Genomic DNA, 20739 nt, shown 5'->3' on the forward strand with positions numbered 1-20739 from the left:
GCTTGCTGCACAAAATAGTGGAGCTGTTTCCTGACCACGTTCATTATTTACATAAAGAAAATGAAAGCTAGTGAAGATCCAAGCGGGACTTTGCTCTAGCGATGTATTTGCTTCAAATGAGTGAGCTTGATCAATTAAAACCAATTCAAAAAAATAATTTTAATCGGATGACACTGGTAAAAACAAAATCGGAGGAGCTTCTGGAAAGAAGAAGCAATGTAGTGGCGAATGGCGTGGGTGTGTTTAATACCGCCACGGTACGCGAGGCCAAGGGTGCCATAATAATAGATGAGGATGGCCGTGAGTTGATTGACTTTGCTGGAGGTATTGGTGTGGTAAATGCGGGCCATTGCCCTGAGCCTGTGGTGAAAGCCATTCAGGAACAAGCAGCTAAGTATATCCATACTAGTTTTAATGTGGTGACCTACGAGCCTTATATTAAGCTATGTGAGGAGTTAGCTGAAATTTTGCCACATGGCGAAAAGACCAAAGCTATGCTTGTGAGTACCGGAGCCGAGGCGGTAGAAAATGCTATCAAGATTGCGCGTCAGGCTACAGGTAAGCAAGGTGTGCTTTGTTTTACAGGCGCTTTTCATGGGCGTACCATGATGGCGATGACGCTCACTAGTAAAATCAATTACAAAACCGGATGTGGCCCTTTTGCACCTGAGGTTTACAGATTGCCTTTTCCAAACTTTTACAGATATAGTGAAGCGAAGGATATGGATGAGTTTGTGAAAAATGAACTTCATAGACTTCACGAAAGCAGCTACAACCTGGTGCAGCCAGAAAACTTGGCGGCTATCATTTTGGAGCCCGTGCAAGGTGAGGGTGGCTTTAATGTGGTTCCCCCAAAATATCTGGAAGGGCTACGTGAATATTGCACCAAGCATAACATAATGCTTATTCTGGATGAAATTCAAAGTGGATTTGCAAGAACGGGTAAATGGGCAGCTTGGCAACATTATAATGTAAAACCAGACATCAGCACTTATGCTAAGTCTTTGGGTTCAGGTATGCCTATATCGGCAATTCTGGGCCGTGCTGAGGTAATGGACGCAGCTGCTCCCGGAACAATCGGAGGAACATATATTGGTAATCCACTCAGTTGTGTTGCAGCTTCAGCTACCATTCAGTTTATGAAAGATGAAAATCTGAATGAAAGGGGTACGGAAGTAGGGAACATTATACGTGAAAGATTCCTTAGGATAATGGGTGAATGTTCAGAAGTAGGAGATGTGCGTGGTTTGGGAGCCATGGTGGCTATTGAATTTGTGAAAAATGGAGACCCCAAAAAACCCAATGCGGAGATCTGTAGCGAGGTAATAAAAGGCTGTGCTGAGCGTGGCCTTGTTCTATTGAGTGCCGGAACGTTCAAAAATGTAATTCGAGTATTGGCACCACTGGTTATCACTAACGACCAGCTCAATCAAGGTTTAGATATTTTAGAATCAGAAATTAAAAAGGCTTCGGCCAAAACAATATGAAACCATTTGCAATAGCGGGAATCCAAATGAAGGTTTCCGCAGTAGCGTCCAACGTAGAAATGATGAAGCTGAAGTTGGACATTGCCATGAATCTTTATCCATGGGTAAATATGGTGGTGTTTAGTGAGCTGTGCGCGCATGGTCCACTTACCCACAATGCCCAGGAAGTTCCAGGGGAGTTTGAGCAAGAAATGCGAGCCATGGCTAAGAAGCATGGAATTTGGCTTTTACCGGGATCTATTTTTGAAAAGAGTGAAGGAAAGATTTTCAACACGGCAACTGTAATCAACCCCGAAGGAGAAGTAGTAACGAGATATCGCAAGATGTTCCCGTTTTACCCTTATGAAGTGGGCGTAACTCCAGGTAGCGAGTTCTGTGTGTTTGATGTGCCGGATGTCGGTCGATTTGGAGTTTCCATCTGTTACGATATGTGGTTTCCAGAAACCATCAGAACACTGGCAGTGATGGGTGCGGAGGTCATTCTTCACCCTACCTTGACAGGAACGATTGATCGCGGAATTGAGCGTTCTATAGCTCTGGCAATGGCAGCTGTAAATCAATGCTTCTTTTTTGATGTGAACGGTTTGGACACAGGTGGTAGTGGGCTATCCGTAGTGTGTGGCCCTGACGGAAGGTTTATTCACGAGTCAGGAGGTACAGAGGAAATATTCCCAATAGAGATAGATATGGAACGCGTAAAGCGTAGCCGTGAGTTAGGTGTTCTTCGTTTAGGACAGCCTCTCAAGAGCTTTCGTGACCACATTGGTGATTTTAATATTTACCAACCTGGAGCGGATCATTCTTATTTAAATTCATTGGGTCCACTTATTAAGCCTACTCGCATGGATAAGCTGGCAGAGCTAAAAATTATTGAAGACGGATACGATCATGAACAAGCCGCATCTCTAGTTGGATACAAGGGTGATGGGCAACTAAATCCAAAATAATATGGGATCAGTTACTTCAAGTAAAGGAAAGGCACCGGGCCGGTTGAAGGACTTTATAAGTTGGTTTGAAATACCAGCCGTCAATTTTCAAAATGCGGTTAATTTTTACAATCATATCTATGGAATAGAAATGGAAACTCATTTTTCCGTGGAGCATTCTATGGCCTGGTTTCCCGCAAATAGAGGTATTGGAGGGGCCATTGTGAGTGGTCCCGGCTCTACCCCAAGCGAAAAAGGTCCTTTGGTTTACTTAAATGGAGGAGCGGATCTTAATACGGTGCTCAACCGTGTAGAAGAAGCTGGCGGGCGCGTGGTTTTACCCAAAACTTTAATCAATGAAGAATCTGGCTATTTTGCTATCTTCATAGACTCTGAAGGGAATAAACTCGCGCTACACTCAAAAAACTAAGTTGTGACTAAAAAGAAGCAAATAAGTGCCCCATACTATAATATTGGTCAACTTCGTGTAGACTTTTGGACGGGGCTGAAAAATGAAACCACCGAATTGGCACGCTGCAACAACGGTTCAGCAAATCAAAAGAGCCATATAAAGGAGGTGAAAGAATATTTGCGGAAGTTGGAATCTGTAGAGTCGTTTTTTGCTTTTCCTGGTTTCCACCGAATGAAAAGCTTTTCACAGCAATTGGAGGACGGAAGATACGGAGAGTTAGCACGAAACGTGGCTGAAGATGTAAAGCAGCTGGTAAGTGATAGCTACAGAGGTAACCCCCGGTTTTTAGAAGAGGATTTGCTGAATGAGCAAACCCAGCATGCAACGGGTAATCAAGGTGTAAGTAAAACTTACTTTGAAGTACTCTTTGTAGAGGAAATGACAGAGCAGGAAGAGTTGGACTTGCGTGTGGACATGGCTCAGCTTCGCAATCCTAATGATCAATTCACTTATGGCGTGGTGGTAAAGCGTTCTTTTCAAGATGCATTGATCGCCTTACTTTTCAATTTTAATATTCAGGCTGTAGTTGTGCGTTATGCACCTTCTTATTATTCAAAAGGAATTGAACCGGAGGTTAAGCCCTACATTGAGTATGTAAAAAAATTAGATTTTTCTTCCAGACCTGAGTATGAATTGGGTCCTATCTTAGGAAGGCTTATTCGTCAGTTTAGGCCCGAGCTGGATGCATATTATGTTACGGATACATCTTTAGGAAATTTAAAGGATAAGACCATTAGTGCGTTTAACCGCATTTTTTATAGAAAAGAAGACCTTCAGGAAATTCACCTCACTATAATGCGGGGCATTGAAGAAAGGTACGAAGCGCCCTTCTTTTCAGCATTAAAAAAGTATAGCCAAAAGCCTACAGGTGTATTTCATGCTATGCCCATTTCGAGGGGAAACTCGGTTTTTAAATCCAGATGGATAAAAGACTTTGGAGACTTTTATGGAAGGAATATGTTTTTGGCAGAAACATCGGCAACCACTGGTGGATTGGATTCATTGCTTCAACCAACTGGCCCGCTTAAAAAAGCGCAGGAAATGGCGAGTGATGCCTATGGGTCTAAACGTACTTTTTTTGTTACCAATGGTACTTCTACCGCCAATAAAATAGTGATGCAGGCGCTGGTAAAGCCTGGTGATGTAGTGATGATTGATCGCGATTGTCATAAATCACATCATTACGGATTGGTGCTTTCGGGTGCTTTTCCGGTGTACCTGGATTCATACCCTATCGAAGAATACTCCATGTATGGAGCTGTTCCGCTTGAGGAAATAAAAGAAAAGCTTCTAAAACTGAAAGCTGCAGGAAGGCTGGATAAGGTAAAAATGCTGCTGCTTACCAATTGCACCTTTGATGGATTGGTGTATAATGTGCAGCGAGTGATGGAGCAGGTTTTGGCTATAAAGCCGGATATGATATTTCTTTGGGATGAAGCCTGGTTTGCCTTTGCGGGATTTTCTTACCTGTATAAGCAACGTACGGGTATGTTTGTGGCCAGAAACCTTTACCGAAAATATAATAGCGATAAGTATAAAAGGTTTTACAAGCAATACATTAAGGATTTGCCGGAAGGTGAATGCTCACTTTACCCTGATCCCGACAAAGTGAAAATTCGGGTGTATTCTACTCAAAGCACCCATAAAACACTGAGTAGTTTCCGTCAGGGTTCGATGATTCATATTTGGGATGAAGATTTTAAAAGGAAAAGTGAAAGCACCTTTTTGGAGGCCTACATGACGCACACTTCCACATCTCCAAATTACCAAATGCTGGCATCGCTTGACATCGGCAGGAGGCAGGTGCAGTTTGAAGGCTTTGAGCTGGTGGAGAAAAGCTTGGAACTGGCGATGGTGCTTCGGGCGAAGATTAATGATACCCCAGAACTACATAAGTATTTTGAGGTGCTTACTATACAGGATTTCATACCTGAGAAGCATCGCGAAACCGGAATTAAGGAATATTACGATAAGGAACTTGGGTGGAGTAGAATTGAAGAGGCCTGGGAGAAAGATGAATTCATTCTTGATCCTACCAAAATCACTTTGAATATTGGGAAGACTGGGGTTGATGGAGATACTTTCAAGAATAAGTATTTGATGGATAAGTTTAATATTCAGATTAATAAAACCTCCAGAAATACTGTGCTTTTTATGACCAATATTGGTACCACCAGAGGGAGTGTTACTTATCTGGTGAACTCTCTTCTGAAAATAGCCGCGGCATTAGATGAGGATATAAAAGCATTGAGTGGTGCAGAGGTGAAAATACGTGATGCACGAATTCATTCACTTACTTGTGAGGTACCGCCCCTGCCGGATTTTAGTCATTTTCATGAATCTTTTCAAGCTGTGCCTGGTGTGCCTGGTGGTAATTTGCGCGAAGCTTATTTCTTAGTTTATAATGAAGAAAACTACGAATATATACCGCTAGATGAGTGCTTAGAAGCTATGGCCTTGAATCAAGTTTTGGTGGCGTCTTCATTTGTCATTCCCTACCCACCAGGATTTCCTGTGTTGGTGCCAGGCCAGGTGGTAAGTGTAGAAATAATCAAGTTTTTGCTGGCTTTAGATGTATCTGAAATTCATGGGTATCGAGCAGATTTAGGCCTTAGGGTATTTAAGCAAAGTGTACTCGATCGTCATAAAACCACCACATCAATTGGTATGAAGCAAACCAAAGGAACCTATAAACCGAAATAAAAAATCAAATCGTACAAGATGAGTAAGAAGAAGACTTCCACAAAACCGCTAAAAGGTATATCGGACATAAGAAGGTATTTTCATAAAAATGAGGTGCCACTATATTTTATAAGTGCCACCAACTTCAACTTGCTTGGCGCGGATGAGTGGATAAAAGGTTTTAAATACATCACCTATATCGAGTGCTTTGATGGTCTGCACCCAAACGTGTTTTCACCAAAAGAGGAAATTCCACATGACGACTTTGAAAGTATTGAAGACATCAACAATTATATGCTTCAGCACCCCGAGGTGCAGGATTACTTGAAAACAAGAAGTAAGGATGGTAAGGCTGGCAAAGCCATGTTTTTAATGTTTGATGAAAAAACGGAGGATTTAGCGGATAAATTGGGATTGGAAATTATGTTTCCACCAGCCAAGATGCGAACCTTTATGGACAATAAGGTAAATACAAATCGACTGGCCGAAAAGGCTGGAGTGGCTTGTGTACCTTATGTTTTGTCCAATGTAAAAGATTATGAACACCTATGTGAGGTTTCCAAACATTTAGGAACCGACCTTGTAATTCAAACTCCTTTTGGTGATTCTGGACACACTACTTTTTTCATTACAAATGAAGAAGAATTTGAAAAGCATGAGGAGGAAATTGTTGCTGAAGATGAGGTGAAAATCATGAAGCGCATCAACTGTAAAGGTGCTGCTATTGAAGCTTGTGTTACAAGACACGGAACCATTGTAGCCCCCTTGATGACGGAGTTGGTAGGTTTTAAAGATTTGACTCCATACAAAGGCGGCTGGTGTGGAAACGAGATTTATCCAAATGCCTTTACAAACACCATTCGCCATAAGGCAAGAAAGTATACAAGGCTGTTTGGTGACCAACTGAGAGAGGAAGGTTACAAAGGATATTTTGAGCTTGACTTTTTAATTGATCAGGATAATGGCGAGGTATATTTGGGTGAATTAAACCCGAGGGTAACTGGGGCGAGCTCTATTACCAACCATGCGGTTTTTGCTTTGGCAGATGCGCCATTGTTCGTGTTTCACATTTTAGAGTGGATGGACATTGACTACGAGCTAAGCATTAAAAGCTTGAATGCCCGTTGGGGGAAACAGGAAAACATTGATGGCTGGAGCCAATTAATTATTAAGCACACCGAGGATACCATTGAATATGTAAGTAGTGCTCCGAGGTCTGGAATTTGGAGGATGTTTGATAACGGTCACATTCGTTTTGATAGGATGGACACACACAGGCGTGCCGTGGAAAGCGAGAGTGAAGCCTTCTTTTTGCGCATAACGCGCCAAGGGGATTATTTGTACGAAGGTGCGGATATGGGGATTTTGGTATCGCGAGGCCGTATGATGACGGACGATTTCGAGCTGGTTCCACGTGCCAAAGATTGGATAAAAGGTATTCGTGCTCAGTATGTGAGTGAGCTTATAAAAGACAAAAGGAAAAAAGGGAACCTAAGTGGAACCTTAACAAAATAGCAAGAAAACATTATGGAATTTAAAAGTATTAATCCCTACAATGGAGAAGAAGTAGGGACATACACAGGCTTGTCCGATACTGCTTTGGATGCCAAATTAAAATTAGCAAAAGAGGCCTTCACTAAATGGAAAAAAGTACCATTGGAAGAGCGAGCCAAATTGATGTCAAAGGCTGGGGAAGTGCTAAAGGAAAACGTAGAGAAATACGCTAAAATGATTACGCTGGAAATGGGTAAACCTATTTCCGAATCAAGGGGCGAGGTAAATAAATGCGCTTGGGTGTGCGAGTATTATGCTGAAAATGCCCAGGAGTTTTTGAAAGATGAGGTGATTGAAACGGATGCTCAAAAAAGCTTTGTAAGACATGACCCGATAGGGGCTGTGTTTGCTGTAATGCCATGGAATTTTCCCTTTTGGCAGGTATTTAGGTTTGCTGCTCCAACCCTCACAGCTGGAAACGTAGGCCTACTCAAACATGCTGCAAATGTATTTGGCAGTGCCGAAATGATTGAAGAGGTTTTTACCAAAGCCGGTTTCCCTGAAGGTGTGTTTCAGAATTTGATTATTCATCACGACAAAACTGATAAGATTGTAAAGGATGATATTGTAAAAGCAATTACCCTTACGGGAAGTGGGCGTGCGGGCTCAGCTGTAGCCGAAATTGCTGGCCGTAACTTGAAGAAGTCTTTGCTTGAACTTGGAGGTAGTAATGCTTTTATCGTTTGGGAGGATGCGGATATTGATAAGGTTGTAAAAACTGCTATTACCGCTCGTATGATGAACTGTGGGCAAAGTTGTATTGCAGCCAAACGTTTCATTTTATTAGAAGGAATTTATGACGAGTTTGTGGAGAAGTTTACGGTTTCTGTAAAAGACCTTAAGGATGGTGATCCGCTAAATGAAGATACCAAAATTGGCCCCATGGCACGTAAGGATTTGGCGGATGAACTGAACCGCCAGGTTAATGAATCAGTGGCTTTAGGGGCGGAATTACTACATGGTGGAAATCAAAAAGAATGTTATCATGAGCCTACAGTTCTTGGTAATGTTACTCCTGAGATGCCGGCATTCAAAGAAGAGACTTTTGGGCCATTGGCCACCATGATAAAAGCTAAAAGCATAGAGCATGCGTTTGAGCTTTCTGAGCAGTCAGATTTTGGTTTGGGCGTTACAGTATGTACTGAAGATATTGAGAAGGCCTTAAGCATGGCAGGAGAGGTGAGCGATGGAGCTTACTTTGTAAATGAACTTGTAAAATCGGATCCTAGATTGCCGTTTGGAGGAACTAAAAACTCAGGTTTTGGACGTGAGCTTGCCAAAGATGGAATGATGGAATTTGTAAACCGTAAGACTGTCTATGTGAAATAGATAGAAGTAAGATATATAAAAACGACAAAGCCCGCAAGGAAGATTCTTTGCGGGCTTTGTCGTTGATAATTATAAAAAAATCCTAGGCTTATATCTGAGCCTTGTCAAAACTTGAGTTGAACTCTTTGCCCTCAAGTTGTGCTTTTTTCACAACTCTAAAATAATAAAGAGGCCCTCCAATTGGAACAAAAATGATTACATAAGCCCATCGGGTTTTTGTATCAGGATTTTTGTAAAGTGAATAAGCCAAGTCTAAAAGTGCCCATATAAGAAGCGAAATGGCGAGTACAATAATTGCACTGGTGATTGATTCGATCATAGTAATTCCCCTGTTTTTAATTGTTAAGCTTCATGAGCTTGAGCCGACTGTAGGTGGTTAATCTACAGGTGTGGTTTTGTCTATCAAGTATAGAAATTTTTGGTGAGTGCTGCAAGCCCTCTATAGAATAAAATACCTGAAATCAGGTAGGTAGGTGAATTCTGACTACTTTTGAAACATGCCTTCTAAGAGTATAAAAAAGGTACTCAGCTTTTTATGGCCAATTATATCAAAGGTTGAATCTCAATACAATGGTACTTTAGAGATCTCCTGGTATAATGGTAGAAAGATGCTGAATAGTAAAAATGCTAATTATTCCTACGGGAAGTTGCAGAAAGTATTGGTTTTTGGTTTGTCCAAAATGACGTTTAGTAAACAAGCTCCTGTTCTAATTTTGGGATTGGGTGGTGGTAGTATTATTAGACCCTTGCGAAATAGGTTTGGTTGTACAGGAAAGATTACTGCCGTTGAATGTGATGAAGTAGTCTTTAAACTATCAGAAACGGAATTTGATATAAGTAAGAGTGGGAACGTAAATAAAGTTTTAGCTGATGCATTTACTTATGTGGAAAATTGCAATGAAACTTATGGGTTAATAATTGTCGACCTGTTTGTGGACAATATAGTTCCTGTAGCTTTTTATAGCATCCCGTTTTGGGAGAATCTATTGGCGATAACTCAGCAAGGAGGGAGTATACTTTTTAATGCAGGTTTATACATAAGAGGTGATTCATCCATTCTGAAGGTTGCAAGCTTTCTTAATGAAAAGGCTAAAGTCATCATACTTGAAAATGTGGAAGATGCCAACACACTTGTTCTAGCACGGTTTGAATAAATACAAAGTCACGACACACTTCGATTTTCTTTTTTTTATCGCAATTTTCAGAGTTCGCAGGTTGACTTATTAATTGCTTAGACATGCTGGTCAATAAGAATATGGTTTCCATCGGGATCGGTCATTACTATGCTTGCAGGCCCAGTGGTAGATGTGTCTGCTTCCCTTTGTAGCTCTACACCTTTATCTTTTAGGTGCTTTTGTATATCGCGCACATCATCAAATGATTCTAGTTTATTTGCACTCTCATCCCAGCCTGGGTTGAAGGTGAGAATGTTGTTTTCAAACATTCCTTGAAAAAGGCCTACAAGTGAGTTACCATTTTTCATGATGAGATAATTTCTTTCTATGTCTCCAGCAAATCTTTCAAACCCTAACTTTTCATAGAATTCCTTTGACGCATTGAGATCTTTTACCGCTAGACTAATGGAAAATGCTCCTAATTTCATAGTGTGATTTTTTGGGTTACTTATTTTAGAATCAACCTTTCTACAAGGCTTGCTCGCTGATTTTCTACTTTTAGGATATATACTCCTTTTGGAAGTTTATCCAACTTTATTCTGGTTTCACTAGTTCCGATGAACTTGGCAAAATATACTTCAGCCCCTTGTGCGCTAACAACTGTAATTTCTCCTTCATTCAACTGAGGGTGTAATATTACTACTTCGCCTTCTGAAGGGTTTGGAAAGATTTTTATGGAGGAACTTTCTGCTTCCAAAAGGCCAATCCCATCAAGGCTGAAACATGCTGAGCTGTCGGTACATCCACTAAAAGAAACTTGTACGGCATAGCTACCATTTGGATCTGGGGGAGTGAGGGTTTGCTTAGTTCCACCAACTACCAACTTATAATTATCGTTACAATCCATCCATCGGTACGATCCATTATTTTGATCTGCCTTCATGGTACTGCTAGTCACTGTCACCCCCACATTTAGTTTTTTGATGGTTAGGGTTGTTTCTATTACGGAGTCACAGCCATAAATGTTTTGCAAAGTATCTTGGTATACACCCGTAGAGTCATATATGTTTCCATTTGGTCCACGATAATCGTTGCATCCTGAGGCAGTAACTGCAACAAAGTTCGAACCTGGTGTGATTCCTGATCCAGCAACCCAATTGGAAGATGAGCCAGTTAGAGCAAATGAGTTTAAGGTTCCATTGTTGTTATTGTTTGAAAAATCCACAGTTGTAGTTTTCCCCCCATTGTTTCCAGAAGCTATTCCTTCATTTAACCTATAGCAAGCCACTAATCCTGGAGCTACACTGCAAAGTTCTCCATTCATACTATTGAGTATTTCGGTTCTGCTTCTTGCAACGTTCCATACGCGGGCTTCATCAATGCTGCCAATAAAAGTTCGATTACTGGATGCATCACTCCAATTGCCGATGGTAAGGTTTTGTGACGCGCTGGTAAATGAAAAGTTAGCAGCCATGGAATCTACCAAAATGCCATTTACATAAAGTCTCATTTTGCTGCCATCATAAGTGCCGGCTACGTGCTGCCACGTGTTTAAGGTAAGTACATTGTTTGTTGTAGTTTTTTCATGCCAGCTACCATTGCCAATGTTGAAGTTTAACTTACCTCCATTTCCACATCGTAGCATGTACCCATAATCGGGGTTGTTATTTTCTTTGTTAATAATGTTGCCTTGAAAAACATTGGGCTGCCAGCCTGTGGGATAAATCCAAGCCTCGAGAGTAATGCTATTACCCGAAATCTGCGTACTTATTCCGTTTCCACAACTCACACGATCATCCACACCGTCAAAGTTTAAAGCATTTTGGCCAATGGATAAGGTGCTAAATAGGCTAGCGATAAACGCGAAATATATTCGTTTCATGGGCTGAGGATTTGCTGAGTGCATAGGTTTAGTTTAATATCAGCAAATTACGAATTTCTTAAAATTGTAAAATCTGGTTTAGTCTTAGCTACTGTACTCTCTAATCTCAAAAAGATGTCTATCAGGATCAAGGAAAAAGCAGCGTGTTTCTGCACCATTGGTAGAAGGCGGAGTGATAAACTTTGCGCCACGAGCCTTTAAGAGTTCATAGGAATTTTGGCAATCTTTTACGCGGATTGTAAAGGCATGGCTGACTTTATTTTTGTCAATAGGAGGAAGGAATTCAGTGTTGGGTTTATCTACGGTAGAGCCGCCTTTAGTTACCAGTAAATCCAGTTTCCTAAAAACTCCAATACGATTGAATCGCCTCCTAATTCTCGAAAAATGGAAGCTCCCAACACGTCTTCATAAAACGCTTTAGACTTTAAGAGATCAGAAACTGATAGCATGGTGGTAAGGGCTGAGTCTTGAAAAGGGTTGGGTTTGGTAATGAGAGGTTGATTTGATTATCAAGGTATGAATGGATGCTGAGATTGATCGTTTTCCAATAAAAAGCCCTGACAGGTTTCAAACCAATCAGGGCTGCAATAAGATTTTCTTAGAATGTTACTTCCCAGCCAACCAAGGCTGAGGGTCCAGCATTTGGGTTTCTTTCCAAAGCTCAAAATGAAGGATAGTTTTTCCTTCGGTAGGGTCTGTGTATACCAAGCCGAGTTCCTGCTTAGCAGTTACTTTGTCCCCTGATTTTACGTATACTTCCGCCAGATTTTGATAAATGGTAAAATAGTTACCATGGCTCACAATAATGGTAATGGCACCTCCAGGCACACGAATTACCTTGCTCACTTCACCATCAAAGGCTACACGGGCTTTGCTACCTTTCTCGGTGGCAATGTCAATACCGTTGTTGTTCATCACTACACTTTTGGCAATTGGATGGCGGTAAGGTCCAAAACCCTGAACTACCAATCCACGCTCTACCGGCCAAGGCAGTAAACTTTTGTTAGCAGCAAAGCCAGCAGCAAGTTTTGTAGCTTCAGGGGTTAAACTAAAGCTGGATGCAGGAGCACTTGGCTTTGCTGCAACGGGTTTGTTGGCCGCTTTTAGCTCGGCCTTCTTTTTATCAATAAGGTCATTCAAAGCACGGTTGGTGGTGCGGTTTGTAAAATCTTTGCCAAAAACAAGACCTACACGTTTAGCTTCATCCTCTATACCTCTTCGCACAGCGGCTTCTTTGGCCTTCTTAATTTCAGCTGCAATTATGCGCTGTATTTCATTTTCCAGCTTTTTAGCCTGAACCTGCTTTTCGGTCAGTTCTTTGGTAATTTCACTTTCTTTTTCTGATAGGCTGGCAATGGCTTGCTGCTGCTCGTTTCTTTCAGCAATTAGTTTGTTGCGTTCATCTTCCATTTGTGCCTTCAGCACTTCCTTCTTTATTTTTTGACGATTGAGCTCTACCAGTTTATCGCTCAAGTCATTTTCCTTTTGCTTTATTTCTTCCACCTGACGTCTGCGATATTCGCTGTATTGCTTTAAGTACTCTAATCTCCGCAGAGCTTGATTAAAGTCTCTTGAAGAAAGGATAAACATCAAGCGACTATAATTGTCACTGCTCTTTCGAGCCTGACGAATCATTTCAGCATAATCTTCTTTTAGGTTGGCAACCTGTGCTTCCAAGGTGTCAATCTCTTTTTGGAGCTTGAGACTCTCACGCGAAAGCATTTCCGTTTCTCTATCAAGGGTATTGATGAGGTTTTGGCGCAAGCGTAACTTTTGCTCTACGGTTTCTACGTTGCTTAGCGAAAGCTTTTTAGTATTTCGCGTTTCCAGCAAGATTTTGTTGGCTAGCTCAATTTCATCCTGTAAACGGATTTTTTGGCGTTCCAACTTTTGCTTACGATCATCACGCTGAGCTATGGCTACAACGGAAAAACATAAGAACATTAAAACTAAAAGTTGCTTAGCGCATCTTAGCATAGCTGGAAGGAATGTTAAAAGGGAAATTTAAACCAGATTCGTCAACGTCTACTTTTCGCACATCTATTCGCACCTTGGTGGTTTCGTTTTGAGTGTAGCTCAAAGCAATTGTCTCAGGGTATCTTACGCTTCCCATTGCTTTGATATCTTTATTTTCTACGCTATAGCTTTTGCCAGATGTAGGTTCTTTTTGCACTTGCATTGCAGGCTTATAAGTAGCCGGGTCAATGTAGGCTTGCCTGAATTTGTCTTTGCCAAAATACTTTTCCATGCCTTCCTGCTCCCCTCTTGGGTCGGGGTTAAAGTCAGAAAGTAAATACGCTCCGGGCTTGTAAAACAGCTCAAACTCTTTATTGTCCAAATTGAAAAGTGTGTTTGCACTTAAAATGGCTTGCAAGGTTTCAAAACCAAAATCTAACTTGAAACGCTGCTGTAAGGCACCGATGTTTCCTGTAAAGTATTCTTTTTCCAGGCGATTCATGAAAGCCACGCTGTCTTTGTAAACAATGGCGCGAGCTACTTTTATTCCAATCAATGGATCGGCAATGTCTACCCAAATAAGGCTATCATGAAGGATGCGGATTTCCAGGCGAAAACTTTGAGCATCTTTATCATTGGAATAATTACCGGTACCTACTATGTGTAGGGTATTGAACTGATTTTCCGCATTGGCAATTTGCTCCTGAAGCTGCTTAGGCTTAATGGCAGCCGGAGCTCCTTCTGGTAGTTTTTTGCTCGATTTGCAAGCAGAGAAAAACAGTGCTGAAAAAAGCAGTATGTAAAGCGATTTATTCAAGGATGGATTGGGTATTAATCTTTTCGTCAATAGTAGGGGAGGCATCGCCTAAGGCTTTGGCTTTTTGCCATTGCTCCAGAGCTTTGCTTTTCATTCCATTTTTGTACAAAATATCGCCATAGTGCTCTACTACTTCACCAGATTTTCCACCACCGTGTACCATGGCTTTTTCAATTACTTCTAAAGCCTTAGAGTAGTTTTTTTGCTGATAAAGTATCCACGCCCAAGTGTCTAAAAATATAGCGTTGTTGGGTGAAAGATTGTTACTCTTTTCGCTCATCTTAAGAGCCTTGTCTAAGTTTTGGTTTCTTACCGAAAGGTAGTAGGCATAGTTATTTAGAGCAGTTGGGTTATTTTCATTCAAGGCCAAGGCCATGTCAAAGTAATTGTCACTTTTCTTGTGCTCTTCCAGCTGATGGTATATGTCTGCGAGCTGAGTATAAAATTGCTCTTTTAGCCTTGGGTTGCCAATCACATAAGGTAGGCCGGCCTCAAGATATTCAGCGGCCTCGTCCAGCTGCTTGGTCATATTTAGGGCTACGCCACTAAAAAAATAGGGCACCGGTTGATTGGGAAATAAATCAACTACAGTAGGGCCGTCCACAGCAAGGCTGTCCCACATTTCAGTTTGTATTTCTATCAACAGGATTTGATCCCAGATGTCGTAAATATTTCCACCATCTAAGCGAGTGGCTTTTTTGTACATCACTAAAGCTTCCTTGTTTTTTTGATCGCGACTAAGGAAATCACCATATATGGCGTACGCTTTTGGGTCATTAGGATTTTGATCAATAATGGTGGCGAGCATATCATAACTTTCCCTTCTCAGCAACGTATCGTTATCCGATGCATCGTAAAGTGAAAGGAGCACACCAATTTTTTTGTCAATCTCCAAAGAAGGGCTGAGCATAGCTTTCTTTAGGTGATAAATGGATTTCTCGAAATCGCGCTGATCTTTATAATACTGTGCCAAATCCAAATGTGGGCGAGGGTCTTCTGGAGCTATTTCCAGCATTTTGTTGTACACCTTCAGCGCATCCTTTTCTTTACCATTTACCATGTAGATTTGCCCAAGAGTGCCATAAAAATCTACGTTTTTCGGATAGGTTTTTATAAGATTTTCAATTTCTTTTACCGCGGCATCAAGGTCGCCTTGCTCCAGGTATATTTCCTTTTTTTGGTTACTAATAATTTCATTTACACCAAGTATAGCTTCAAGTTCATTGAGTGCAGCAATAGCTTCGTCATATCTTTCGTACTGCTGGTATGAAATGGCTAGTTCAAACCTGTAGTCAGGGTTTAGAGAATCTAGTTTTACTAGTCTCTTGAAGATCTCAATCTCCTTTTGCTGATTGTCAAAATTGCGATAAGCAGAAGCCAAAAGCATAAGCATCCACTTGTTTTTTGGTTCAAGTTGTACTGCGCGTTCAGCATAAAATAGGGCATCATCAGACTTATTTCCAGCTGCATAAATCTGCGCCAATTCAAAACACACCGTGGCATTGGTGGTGTTCATTTTGTAAAGCGCCTGATATAGATCCAAGGCTTTTTCAAGATTGCCTAGGTTCTTCTGTTTTTCGGCTTCAAAAAACATTTCATTAAAAGCGCCTCGTTCCTTTTTAGAAAGAGGATCCCCCTCCTCTTGTGAAAACAAAAGGACGGGGGAAAATGATATTACTAATAAAAGGCTAAGAACTTTAGTCCAGCCTGCTGTAGTCTCCGATGCTAACGGAAGAAAATTTGCCATCAAAATGTGCTTTATTACCAATCATTGAGTTTGTAAGCTTTGCGTTTATCACGTGGCTATCTTCCTGAATGATGGTATTGTCAATAGTAGAGTCTTCAATTACGGTGTTGGCACCAACACTTACCAAAGGACCTACTGTACTGTTTTTAATTACGGCACCATCAGCTATGTAACATGGCTCAATGATTTCCGAATTTTCGATGGTAGCCTTGCTGCTTTGCAATTGCTCATCATCTTTTACGAAACCAAGTATCTTGCCATTAGTTTCTACGGTAACATCTTTATTTCCACAGTCCATCCATTCGTTTACCGTGCCTGAAGTAAATTGGCTGCCCTTGTTCTTCATGTTTTCAAGCGCATTGGTAAGCTGATACTCGCCTTTATCTTTAATGTCATTATCCAAAAGATATTGCAATTCGCTCTTTAGGAAATCACCATCCTTGAAGTAATAGATACCGATAATGGCTTCGTCAGAAACAAAAGTTTCGGGTTTTTCTATAAAGTCGGTAATGAAACCGTCAGCGTTTTTCTTTACTACGCCAAATGCACTTGGGTCGTCCACTCTCTTAGTCCAGATTACACCATCGCTGTTGCTGTCCAATGTAAAATCAGCACGGAAAAGAGTATCAGCAAAAGCTACTACCACGTTTCCGGTGATAGAAGGACCAGCACACATAATAGCGTGAGCGGTGCCTAGTGGTTGATCTTGCGTGTAAATAGAACCTTTAGCACCCAAGCTTTCAGCAATAGCTTTTAGGTTTTCTTCGGTTTCTTTTCCAAAATCACCAATTATGAAGGCGATTTCGTCAACCGGTTCACCACATACTTTTACAATATCTTCTACCAGGCGCTGCACAATAGGCTTGCCGGCAATAGGAATAAGAGGTTTAGGAATAGTGAGTGTATGTGGGCGAAGGCGGCTTCCGCGGCCAGCCATAGGAACAATTATTTTCATCTAGGTTTTTCTTTAGTGAGGTGAAAACACCTTTGTGGTTTAAGTTTTATTTAGGGGCAATGGAGAGCAAAAATAAGCCTATGGATGGGAATTCAAAGGAAAGGGAGATTAAGGGTGAAATAAAACGTATAGGACATGAAAATTTATTCTTCCCAAGCCAAATTATCCTTATTAAAGATATTCATGTCTTTTTGTAACATGCTTAAAATGGAATCTCTAACTCTAATACCCTTCAAGAATTCGTAATGCTCAGATAAATTAGAAATTATCCACTTTTCCGTATTGGAAAGCGTTTTGGCATCCAAAGGCTTCTTTGTGCAAAGAAGCATTAGTTCAATAGAACTATTGACATAAACAAACCAATTATTTTGATTGCCTTGCTTCAATGAGAATCTTTCAGCAACAAGGAAGAAGTTTTCTTTTTCATATCGTCTAAGGTTTTGCAGTAACTCTTCTCCCTTTATTGCCACTTCATGTTCTGTAAGGATATGGCCTCCTTTTTCATCATGATATGAAACTTCTGTATAGTTTTGAAGTAAAACCTTATCATGAATTGCACCATTTGCAATACTCTCTAAAAGCTGCATAAATAACTCCTGATCGGCTATGATAAAGTCTGAATGAATTATGTATCTATACGAATAGTCAAGAATTTCATTTGGGAAGTGTATAAGTCGTGAAAAGGTGTTCATTTTGGGAGTTTTAGACAATTTTAAATTTCCATAGAGTCCCGGCTAGTACATTCTATAGTAAGATTTGTAGTAATAATAAGGTGGCAATAATTGAAAGAATTAGATTTACTTTGAAGTATTTGCCCCCGCTGGTGCGCAAATCCTTTCGCGTTCAGCTAAAATAATAATCAACACCGCGAATCAAATATCAACCACGATTACATTTTCTAATACGCCCTGTATGCCTGCATAATCTGATGCACTGCTATACACATAATCCTCTGGCCTGAAAACAAAACCTTCCTCAACCGGATTGTTATGCACATAATTGATTTTCTCAGAAATCACTTTATTGCTCCACACTTCTATGGGCCTATTGTCGTGTCTCCAAAACTGGAAATTCTTAACATTTGAACTTCCCATGGCTGCCTCTTTAAACTTTGCAAGCAACCATTCTCGTCTACGTTCTCGGGGGTTATTTGAAATTGCTTCAACAATCTCTTTGCTGGTAAACCTCTTAAAGTCTCCTAAAACAAGTTCTGGTTTCTGGCTTGCGGTAGTTCTAAATACAAGATGAACGTGGTTGGTCATTATGCACCAAGCAAATATTTCCATGCCTTTTTTCTTTTGGCAGAATCTCAAACTTTCTAGCAGGATATCTTTATACTCATTTCTGGTAAACACATCAAGCCACTCCACCACAGCAAAACTCACAAAATAAATTCCTTCAGGATTATGGAATTTATACTTTCGACTCATAAGAGGAAAGGTAAATACTTAATCATAGCTGAACGCGAAAGGATTCGCGCACTAGCGGGGGGCAATTAAACTTTATTGTAGACTAATACTACCTAAGGAAGATTATCAGCCTAGAAATAATGAAGCAAATAGATAAAATACCATTGAGGATACAATCGTTGCAATCGTATACTTACGACCTCTGCTGAACAATTTCTCGTCCATTTCAACATCTGATGGCCAAATGAAAATGTACGGAAATGTAGCAATAACAATCCTTAGGAAAAAGTTTGTTTCCTTGGATTTAAGTAAAACTCGAAGTTGAAACAATAGTCTTAACATTCCAGAATACATTACAACTACAAGACTTACCAATACCACTCCTAAATAGAAATCCTCCATTGATTATTTAAATTCCAAAGACCTCGCTAGTGCGCGAATCCTTTCGCGTTCAGCTAAATTATAATTAAAGCCTACTTCCCCGTACTTCCAAAACCACCAGCTCCGCGATCCGATTCCGTCAATTCTTCTACTTGAATAAAATTGGCGCGGGCATGTGCGGCAATTACCATTTGGGCAATGCGTTCGCCTTTTTTTATAGTGTAAGTTTCGTTGCTTAGATTTACCACAATCACACCGATTTCGCCACGATAATCGCTGTCAATAGTTCCGGGACTATTGAGTACACCGATGCCGTGTTTTAGGGCCATTCCGCTGCGAGGGCGAATCTGTGCTTCGTAGCCCATAGGTAGCTCTATGAAGATGCCTGTTTTGGCCAATTTGCGCTCTAGCGGTTGTAGGGTAATATCTTCTTCACCACAGTATGAAAGGTCCATTCCTGCAGACTCTACGGTTTTGTATTCGGGCAAAGGCAGCCCTGACTTGTTGATGATTTTAACTTTCACGTTATCAGCCATTTTTCAATAATTTTTTGAGTTCTGATTTTTCTAATAATGCTATAAATCCGGCCAAAACCAATATGATGGCGGTGTTTACAAAATACATTTCGCGGGTTTGGGTAAATACCACGTATCCCAAAATTAAGCTTACCGCCAAATAAATAAGAATACGCCCGGTTTCGTAAGGTGTTTTAAAGTGCTTTTGGTTGAGGTAAAAGGAGAAAAGCGTCATGGCTCCATAAGAAACCAGTGTAGCGATGGCAGCTCCCATGATGCCCATTTTTGGGATAAGGAGTAGGTTTAGCACCACGGTAAAAAACAAGCCGAAAAAGGTAATGTAAGCGCCATAACGGGTTTTGTCTTCCAGTTTATACCAAAAGTTGAGGTTGAAATTGATGCCTACCAAAAGATTGGCGAAGAGTAAAACAGGTACTACCGGCAGGCCAATCCAATATTTGTCGTCAATAAAAATCTTGACGATATCAATAAAACCAAGTAGCCCAACAAAAATGAGCACCTGAAAAATGGTGAAGAACTTAAGAATTTGAGCATAGGTTTTTCTTGGGCTTTCGCCTTTGTATTGCGAAAAGATGAAGGGCTCCACCGCAAATCGGAAGGCCTGAATAAACATCATCATAAAGGTGGCAATCTTGTAATTGGCGGAGTACACACCAATTTCGTCAAAAGCAATGCTCTTGGGAAGTAGGTATTTTAAAAACTGTTTGTCTACCATTTCGTTGGCAATACCCGCCAAGCCCGCAATTACTAATGGTGCAGCATAGGCGAGGTAGCGTTTTTCCAATTTCCAATTGAAGATGAATTTGACCTGCGTCCACTGTGGAGCAAGTAGTAGAATTACCAAACCGCTGGCAATAAGATTGGAGATAAAAATGTAAGCAACACCAAGTTCTGGGTGGTAAACTAAATCTGTAAGCGGGGTGGCAAAATTGTTTTCTACCATAATTGGGCACAGCCAATAGAAGAAGTAGTTGAGCAAAACAAAAAGTATGATTTGCATCATCTTGAGTGAAACGAATCGGAAGGCTTTGTTTTCGGCTCTAAGCTTGGCAAAGGGAACGGCAGTGAGAGCATCCAGAACTACAATTATCGCGAGGTAAACAACATACTCTGGATGATTCTCGTACCGCAAGAGCGGGGCAATTACCGGAAGGAAAACCACCGCCATTATCAAGAAGAAACTTGCAAAGGTGATTACCGGGAATAGCGCATGGCTAAAAATGGTTCCGGGATTTAAGTGCTTATCCCGGTTTTGGTAAAAGCGAAAAAAAGTGGTTTCCATACCAAAAGTAAGCACCACCATAAGGAAGGCGATAAGCGAATACACATCGCTATTTATACCATAATCTTCTTTGGTAAGTACTGTGGTGTGTAGTGGCGTAAGGAAAAAATTGAGGAAGCGTGCCAGTATGCTGCTCAGTCCGTAAATGGCCGTTTGGCCCGCCAGTTTTTTTAGTGCCGACAATTAGTTTGGATTTTTGGTAAAAATAG

Annotated in this window: 20 protein-coding genes; 7 read left to right on the forward strand and 13 right to left on the reverse strand. The window is 40.9% G+C overall.

Going from position 1 to position 20739, the window contains the following annotated elements; translation table 11 throughout:
* Window positions 1-167: 167 nt before the first annotated feature.
* Genes OWEHO_RS12480 through OWEHO_RS12505 form a run of 6 tightly spaced genes read left to right on the forward strand, consistent with a single transcriptional unit; the run spans window position 168 to window position 8450 of the window.
* The gene (locus OWEHO_RS12480) at window positions 168-1487 is read left to right on the forward strand and encodes an aspartate aminotransferase family protein (protein WP_041628246.1); all 1320 of its coding nucleotides are present in this window, start codon (window positions 168-170) and stop codon (window positions 1485-1487) included.
* Entirely contained in the window at window positions 1484-2434 is a 951-nt protein-coding gene (locus OWEHO_RS12485) for a carbon-nitrogen hydrolase family protein (RefSeq protein ID WP_014202846.1), read from the forward strand. Before OWEHO_RS12480 ends, OWEHO_RS12485 begins: the two co-directional genes overlap by 4 nt.
* A gap of 1 nt (window position 2435) precedes the next feature.
* Window positions 2436-2843, forward strand: a complete 408-nt coding sequence (locus OWEHO_RS12490) for a VOC family protein (RefSeq protein WP_014202847.1) — start codon at window positions 2436-2438, stop codon at window positions 2841-2843.
* Window positions 2844-2846: 3 nt separating this feature from the next.
* Window positions 2847-5588 carry an aminotransferase class I/II-fold pyridoxal phosphate-dependent enzyme gene (locus tag OWEHO_RS18735; RefSeq protein ID WP_014202848.1) on the forward strand — a complete coding sequence of 914 codons (2742 nt, stop codon included), beginning with the start codon at window positions 2847-2849 and terminating at the stop codon, window positions 5586-5588.
* Window positions 5589-5606: 18 nt separating this feature from the next.
* Complete coding sequence (locus OWEHO_RS18740) at window positions 5607-7082, forward strand: biotin carboxylase (protein WP_014202849.1); 1476 nt, start codon at window positions 5607-5609, stop codon at window positions 7080-7082.
* Window positions 7083-7094: 12 nt separating this feature from the next.
* Window positions 7095-8450 carry an NAD-dependent succinate-semialdehyde dehydrogenase gene (locus OWEHO_RS12505; protein WP_014202850.1) on the forward strand — a complete coding sequence of 452 codons (1356 nt, stop codon included), beginning with the start codon at window positions 7095-7097 and terminating at the stop codon, window positions 8448-8450.
* Window positions 8451-8538: 88 nt separating this feature from the next.
* Here OWEHO_RS12505 and OWEHO_RS12510 read toward each other — a convergent pair whose 3' ends face one another.
* Window positions 8539-8769: a PLDc N-terminal domain-containing protein gene (locus OWEHO_RS12510; protein WP_014202851.1), complete on the reverse strand. Its 231-nt coding sequence runs from the start codon at window positions 8767-8769 to the stop codon at window positions 8539-8541.
* A gap of 289 nt (window positions 8770-9058) precedes the next feature.
* Here OWEHO_RS12510 and OWEHO_RS12515 point away from each other — a divergent pair, with 289 nt between their 5' ends.
* Window positions 9059-9604, forward strand: coding sequence for a spermidine synthase (locus OWEHO_RS12515; RefSeq protein ID WP_169312789.1), 546 nt, complete (start codon window positions 9059-9061; stop codon window positions 9602-9604).
* Window positions 9605-9681: 77 nt separating this feature from the next.
* Here OWEHO_RS12515 and OWEHO_RS12520 read toward each other — a convergent pair whose 3' ends face one another.
* The 12 genes from OWEHO_RS12520 to OWEHO_RS12575 all read right to left on the reverse strand — a co-directional run bounded on the left by OWEHO_RS12520 (window position 9682) and on the right by OWEHO_RS12575 (window position 20713).
* Window positions 9682-10053 carry a VOC family protein gene (locus tag OWEHO_RS12520; protein ID WP_014202853.1) on the reverse strand — a complete coding sequence of 124 codons (372 nt, stop codon included), beginning with the start codon at window positions 10051-10053 and terminating at the stop codon, window positions 9682-9684.
* Window positions 10054-10073: 20 nt separating this feature from the next.
* Window positions 10074-11447 carry a LamG-like jellyroll fold domain-containing protein gene (locus OWEHO_RS12525; RefSeq protein WP_169312790.1) on the reverse strand — a complete coding sequence of 458 codons (1374 nt, stop codon included), beginning with the start codon at window positions 11445-11447 and terminating at the stop codon, window positions 10074-10076.
* Window positions 11448-11531: 84 nt separating this feature from the next.
* Window positions 11532-11822, reverse strand: coding sequence for a VOC family protein (locus OWEHO_RS18745; RefSeq protein ID WP_316928307.1), 291 nt, complete (start codon window positions 11820-11822; stop codon window positions 11532-11534).
* A complete protein-coding gene (locus OWEHO_RS18790) occupies window positions 11768-11896 on the reverse strand; it encodes a VOC family protein (protein ID WP_407635928.1) in 129 nt (42 codons plus the stop codon). Before OWEHO_RS18790 ends, OWEHO_RS18745 begins: the two co-directional genes overlap by 55 nt.
* A 157-nt stretch (window positions 11897-12053) precedes the next feature.
* Window positions 12054-13391: a murein hydrolase activator EnvC family protein gene (locus OWEHO_RS17975; RefSeq protein ID WP_052301133.1), complete on the reverse strand. Its 1338-nt coding sequence runs from the start codon at window positions 13389-13391 to the stop codon at window positions 12054-12056.
* 16 nt (window positions 13392-13407) lie between these two features.
* Complete coding sequence (locus OWEHO_RS12540) at window positions 13408-14220, reverse strand: DUF4292 domain-containing protein (protein ID WP_041627598.1); 813 nt, start codon at window positions 14218-14220, stop codon at window positions 13408-13410.
* Entirely contained in the window at window positions 14213-15967 is a 1755-nt protein-coding gene (locus OWEHO_RS12545; protein ID WP_014202857.1) for a tetratricopeptide repeat protein, read from the reverse strand. The genes OWEHO_RS12540 and OWEHO_RS12545 overlap by 8 nt, the downstream gene beginning before the upstream one ends.
* Window positions 15918-16922: a sugar phosphate nucleotidyltransferase gene (locus OWEHO_RS12550; RefSeq protein ID WP_014202858.1), complete on the reverse strand. Its 1005-nt coding sequence runs from the start codon at window positions 16920-16922 to the stop codon at window positions 15918-15920. Before OWEHO_RS12550 ends, OWEHO_RS12545 begins: the two co-directional genes overlap by 50 nt.
* A gap of 143 nt (window positions 16923-17065) precedes the next feature.
* A complete protein-coding gene (locus OWEHO_RS12555; RefSeq protein WP_014202859.1) occupies window positions 17066-17614 on the reverse strand; it encodes a hypothetical protein in 549 nt (182 codons plus the stop codon).
* Window positions 17615-17794: 180 nt separating this feature from the next.
* Window positions 17795-18352: an REP-associated tyrosine transposase gene (locus OWEHO_RS12560; protein ID WP_014202860.1), complete on the reverse strand. Its 558-nt coding sequence runs from the start codon at window positions 18350-18352 to the stop codon at window positions 17795-17797.
* A gap of 452 nt (window positions 18353-18804) precedes the next feature.
* Entirely contained in the window at window positions 18805-19236 is a 432-nt protein-coding gene (dut, locus tag OWEHO_RS12570; protein WP_041628250.1) for a dUTP diphosphatase, read from the reverse strand.
* Between the two features lie 4 nt (window positions 19237-19240).
* Entirely contained in the window at window positions 19241-20713 is a 1473-nt protein-coding gene (locus OWEHO_RS12575) for a polysaccharide biosynthesis C-terminal domain-containing protein (protein ID WP_014202863.1), read from the reverse strand.
* Window positions 20714-20739: the final 26 nt, after the last annotated feature.

It is taken from the genome of Owenweeksia hongkongensis DSM 17368, from assembly GCF_000236705.1.
Lineage (GTDB): Bacteria > Bacteroidota > Bacteroidia > Flavobacteriales > Schleiferiaceae > Owenweeksia > Owenweeksia hongkongensis.

Excerpts from the sequence above, each read along its gene's own strand:
- OWEHO_RS12480 (WP_041628246.1), top strand. The coding sequence starts at position 168 with ATGACACTGGTAAAAACAAAATCGGAGGAGCTTCTGGAAAGAAGAAGC.
- OWEHO_RS12485 (WP_014202846.1), top strand. The coding sequence starts at position 1,484 with ATGAAACCATTTGCAATAGCGGGAATCCAAATGAAGGTTTCCGCAGTA.
- OWEHO_RS12490 (WP_014202847.1), top strand. The coding sequence starts at position 2,436 with ATGGGATCAGTTACTTCAAGTAAAGGAAAGGCACCGGGCCGGTTGAAG.
- OWEHO_RS18740 (WP_014202849.1), top strand. The coding sequence starts at position 5,607 with ATGAGTAAGAAGAAGACTTCCACAAAACCGCTAAAAGGTATATCGGAC.
- OWEHO_RS12505 (WP_014202850.1), top strand. The coding sequence starts at position 7,095 with ATGGAATTTAAAAGTATTAATCCCTACAATGGAGAAGAAGTAGGGACA.
- OWEHO_RS12510 (WP_014202851.1), bottom strand. The coding sequence starts at position 8,769 with ATGATCGAATCAATCACCAGTGCAATTATTGTACTCGCCATTTCGCTT.
- OWEHO_RS12515 (WP_169312789.1), top strand. The coding sequence starts at position 9,059 with ATGCTGAATAGTAAAAATGCTAATTATTCCTACGGGAAGTTGCAGAAA.
- OWEHO_RS12520 (WP_014202853.1), bottom strand. The coding sequence starts at position 10,053 with ATGAAATTAGGAGCATTTTCCATTAGTCTAGCGGTAAAAGATCTCAAT.
- OWEHO_RS12525 (WP_169312790.1), bottom strand. The coding sequence starts at position 11,447 with ATGAAACGAATATATTTCGCGTTTATCGCTAGCCTATTTAGCACCTTA.
- OWEHO_RS18790 (WP_407635928.1), bottom strand. The coding sequence starts at position 11,896 with ATGCTATCAGTTTCTGATCTCTTAAAGTCTAAAGCGTTTTATGAAGAC.
- OWEHO_RS17975 (WP_052301133.1), bottom strand. The coding sequence starts at position 13,391 with ATGTTCTTATGTTTTTCCGTTGTAGCCATAGCTCAGCGTGATGATCGT.
- OWEHO_RS12545 (WP_014202857.1), bottom strand. The coding sequence starts at position 15,967 with ATGGCAAATTTTCTTCCGTTAGCATCGGAGACTACAGCAGGCTGGACT.
- OWEHO_RS12550 (WP_014202858.1), bottom strand. The coding sequence starts at position 16,922 with ATGAAAATAATTGTTCCTATGGCTGGCCGCGGAAGCCGCCTTCGCCCA.
- OWEHO_RS12555 (WP_014202859.1), bottom strand. The coding sequence starts at position 17,614 with ATGAACACCTTTTCACGACTTATACACTTCCCAAATGAAATTCTTGAC.
- OWEHO_RS12560 (WP_014202860.1), bottom strand. The coding sequence starts at position 18,352 with ATGAGTCGAAAGTATAAATTCCATAATCCTGAAGGAATTTATTTTGTG.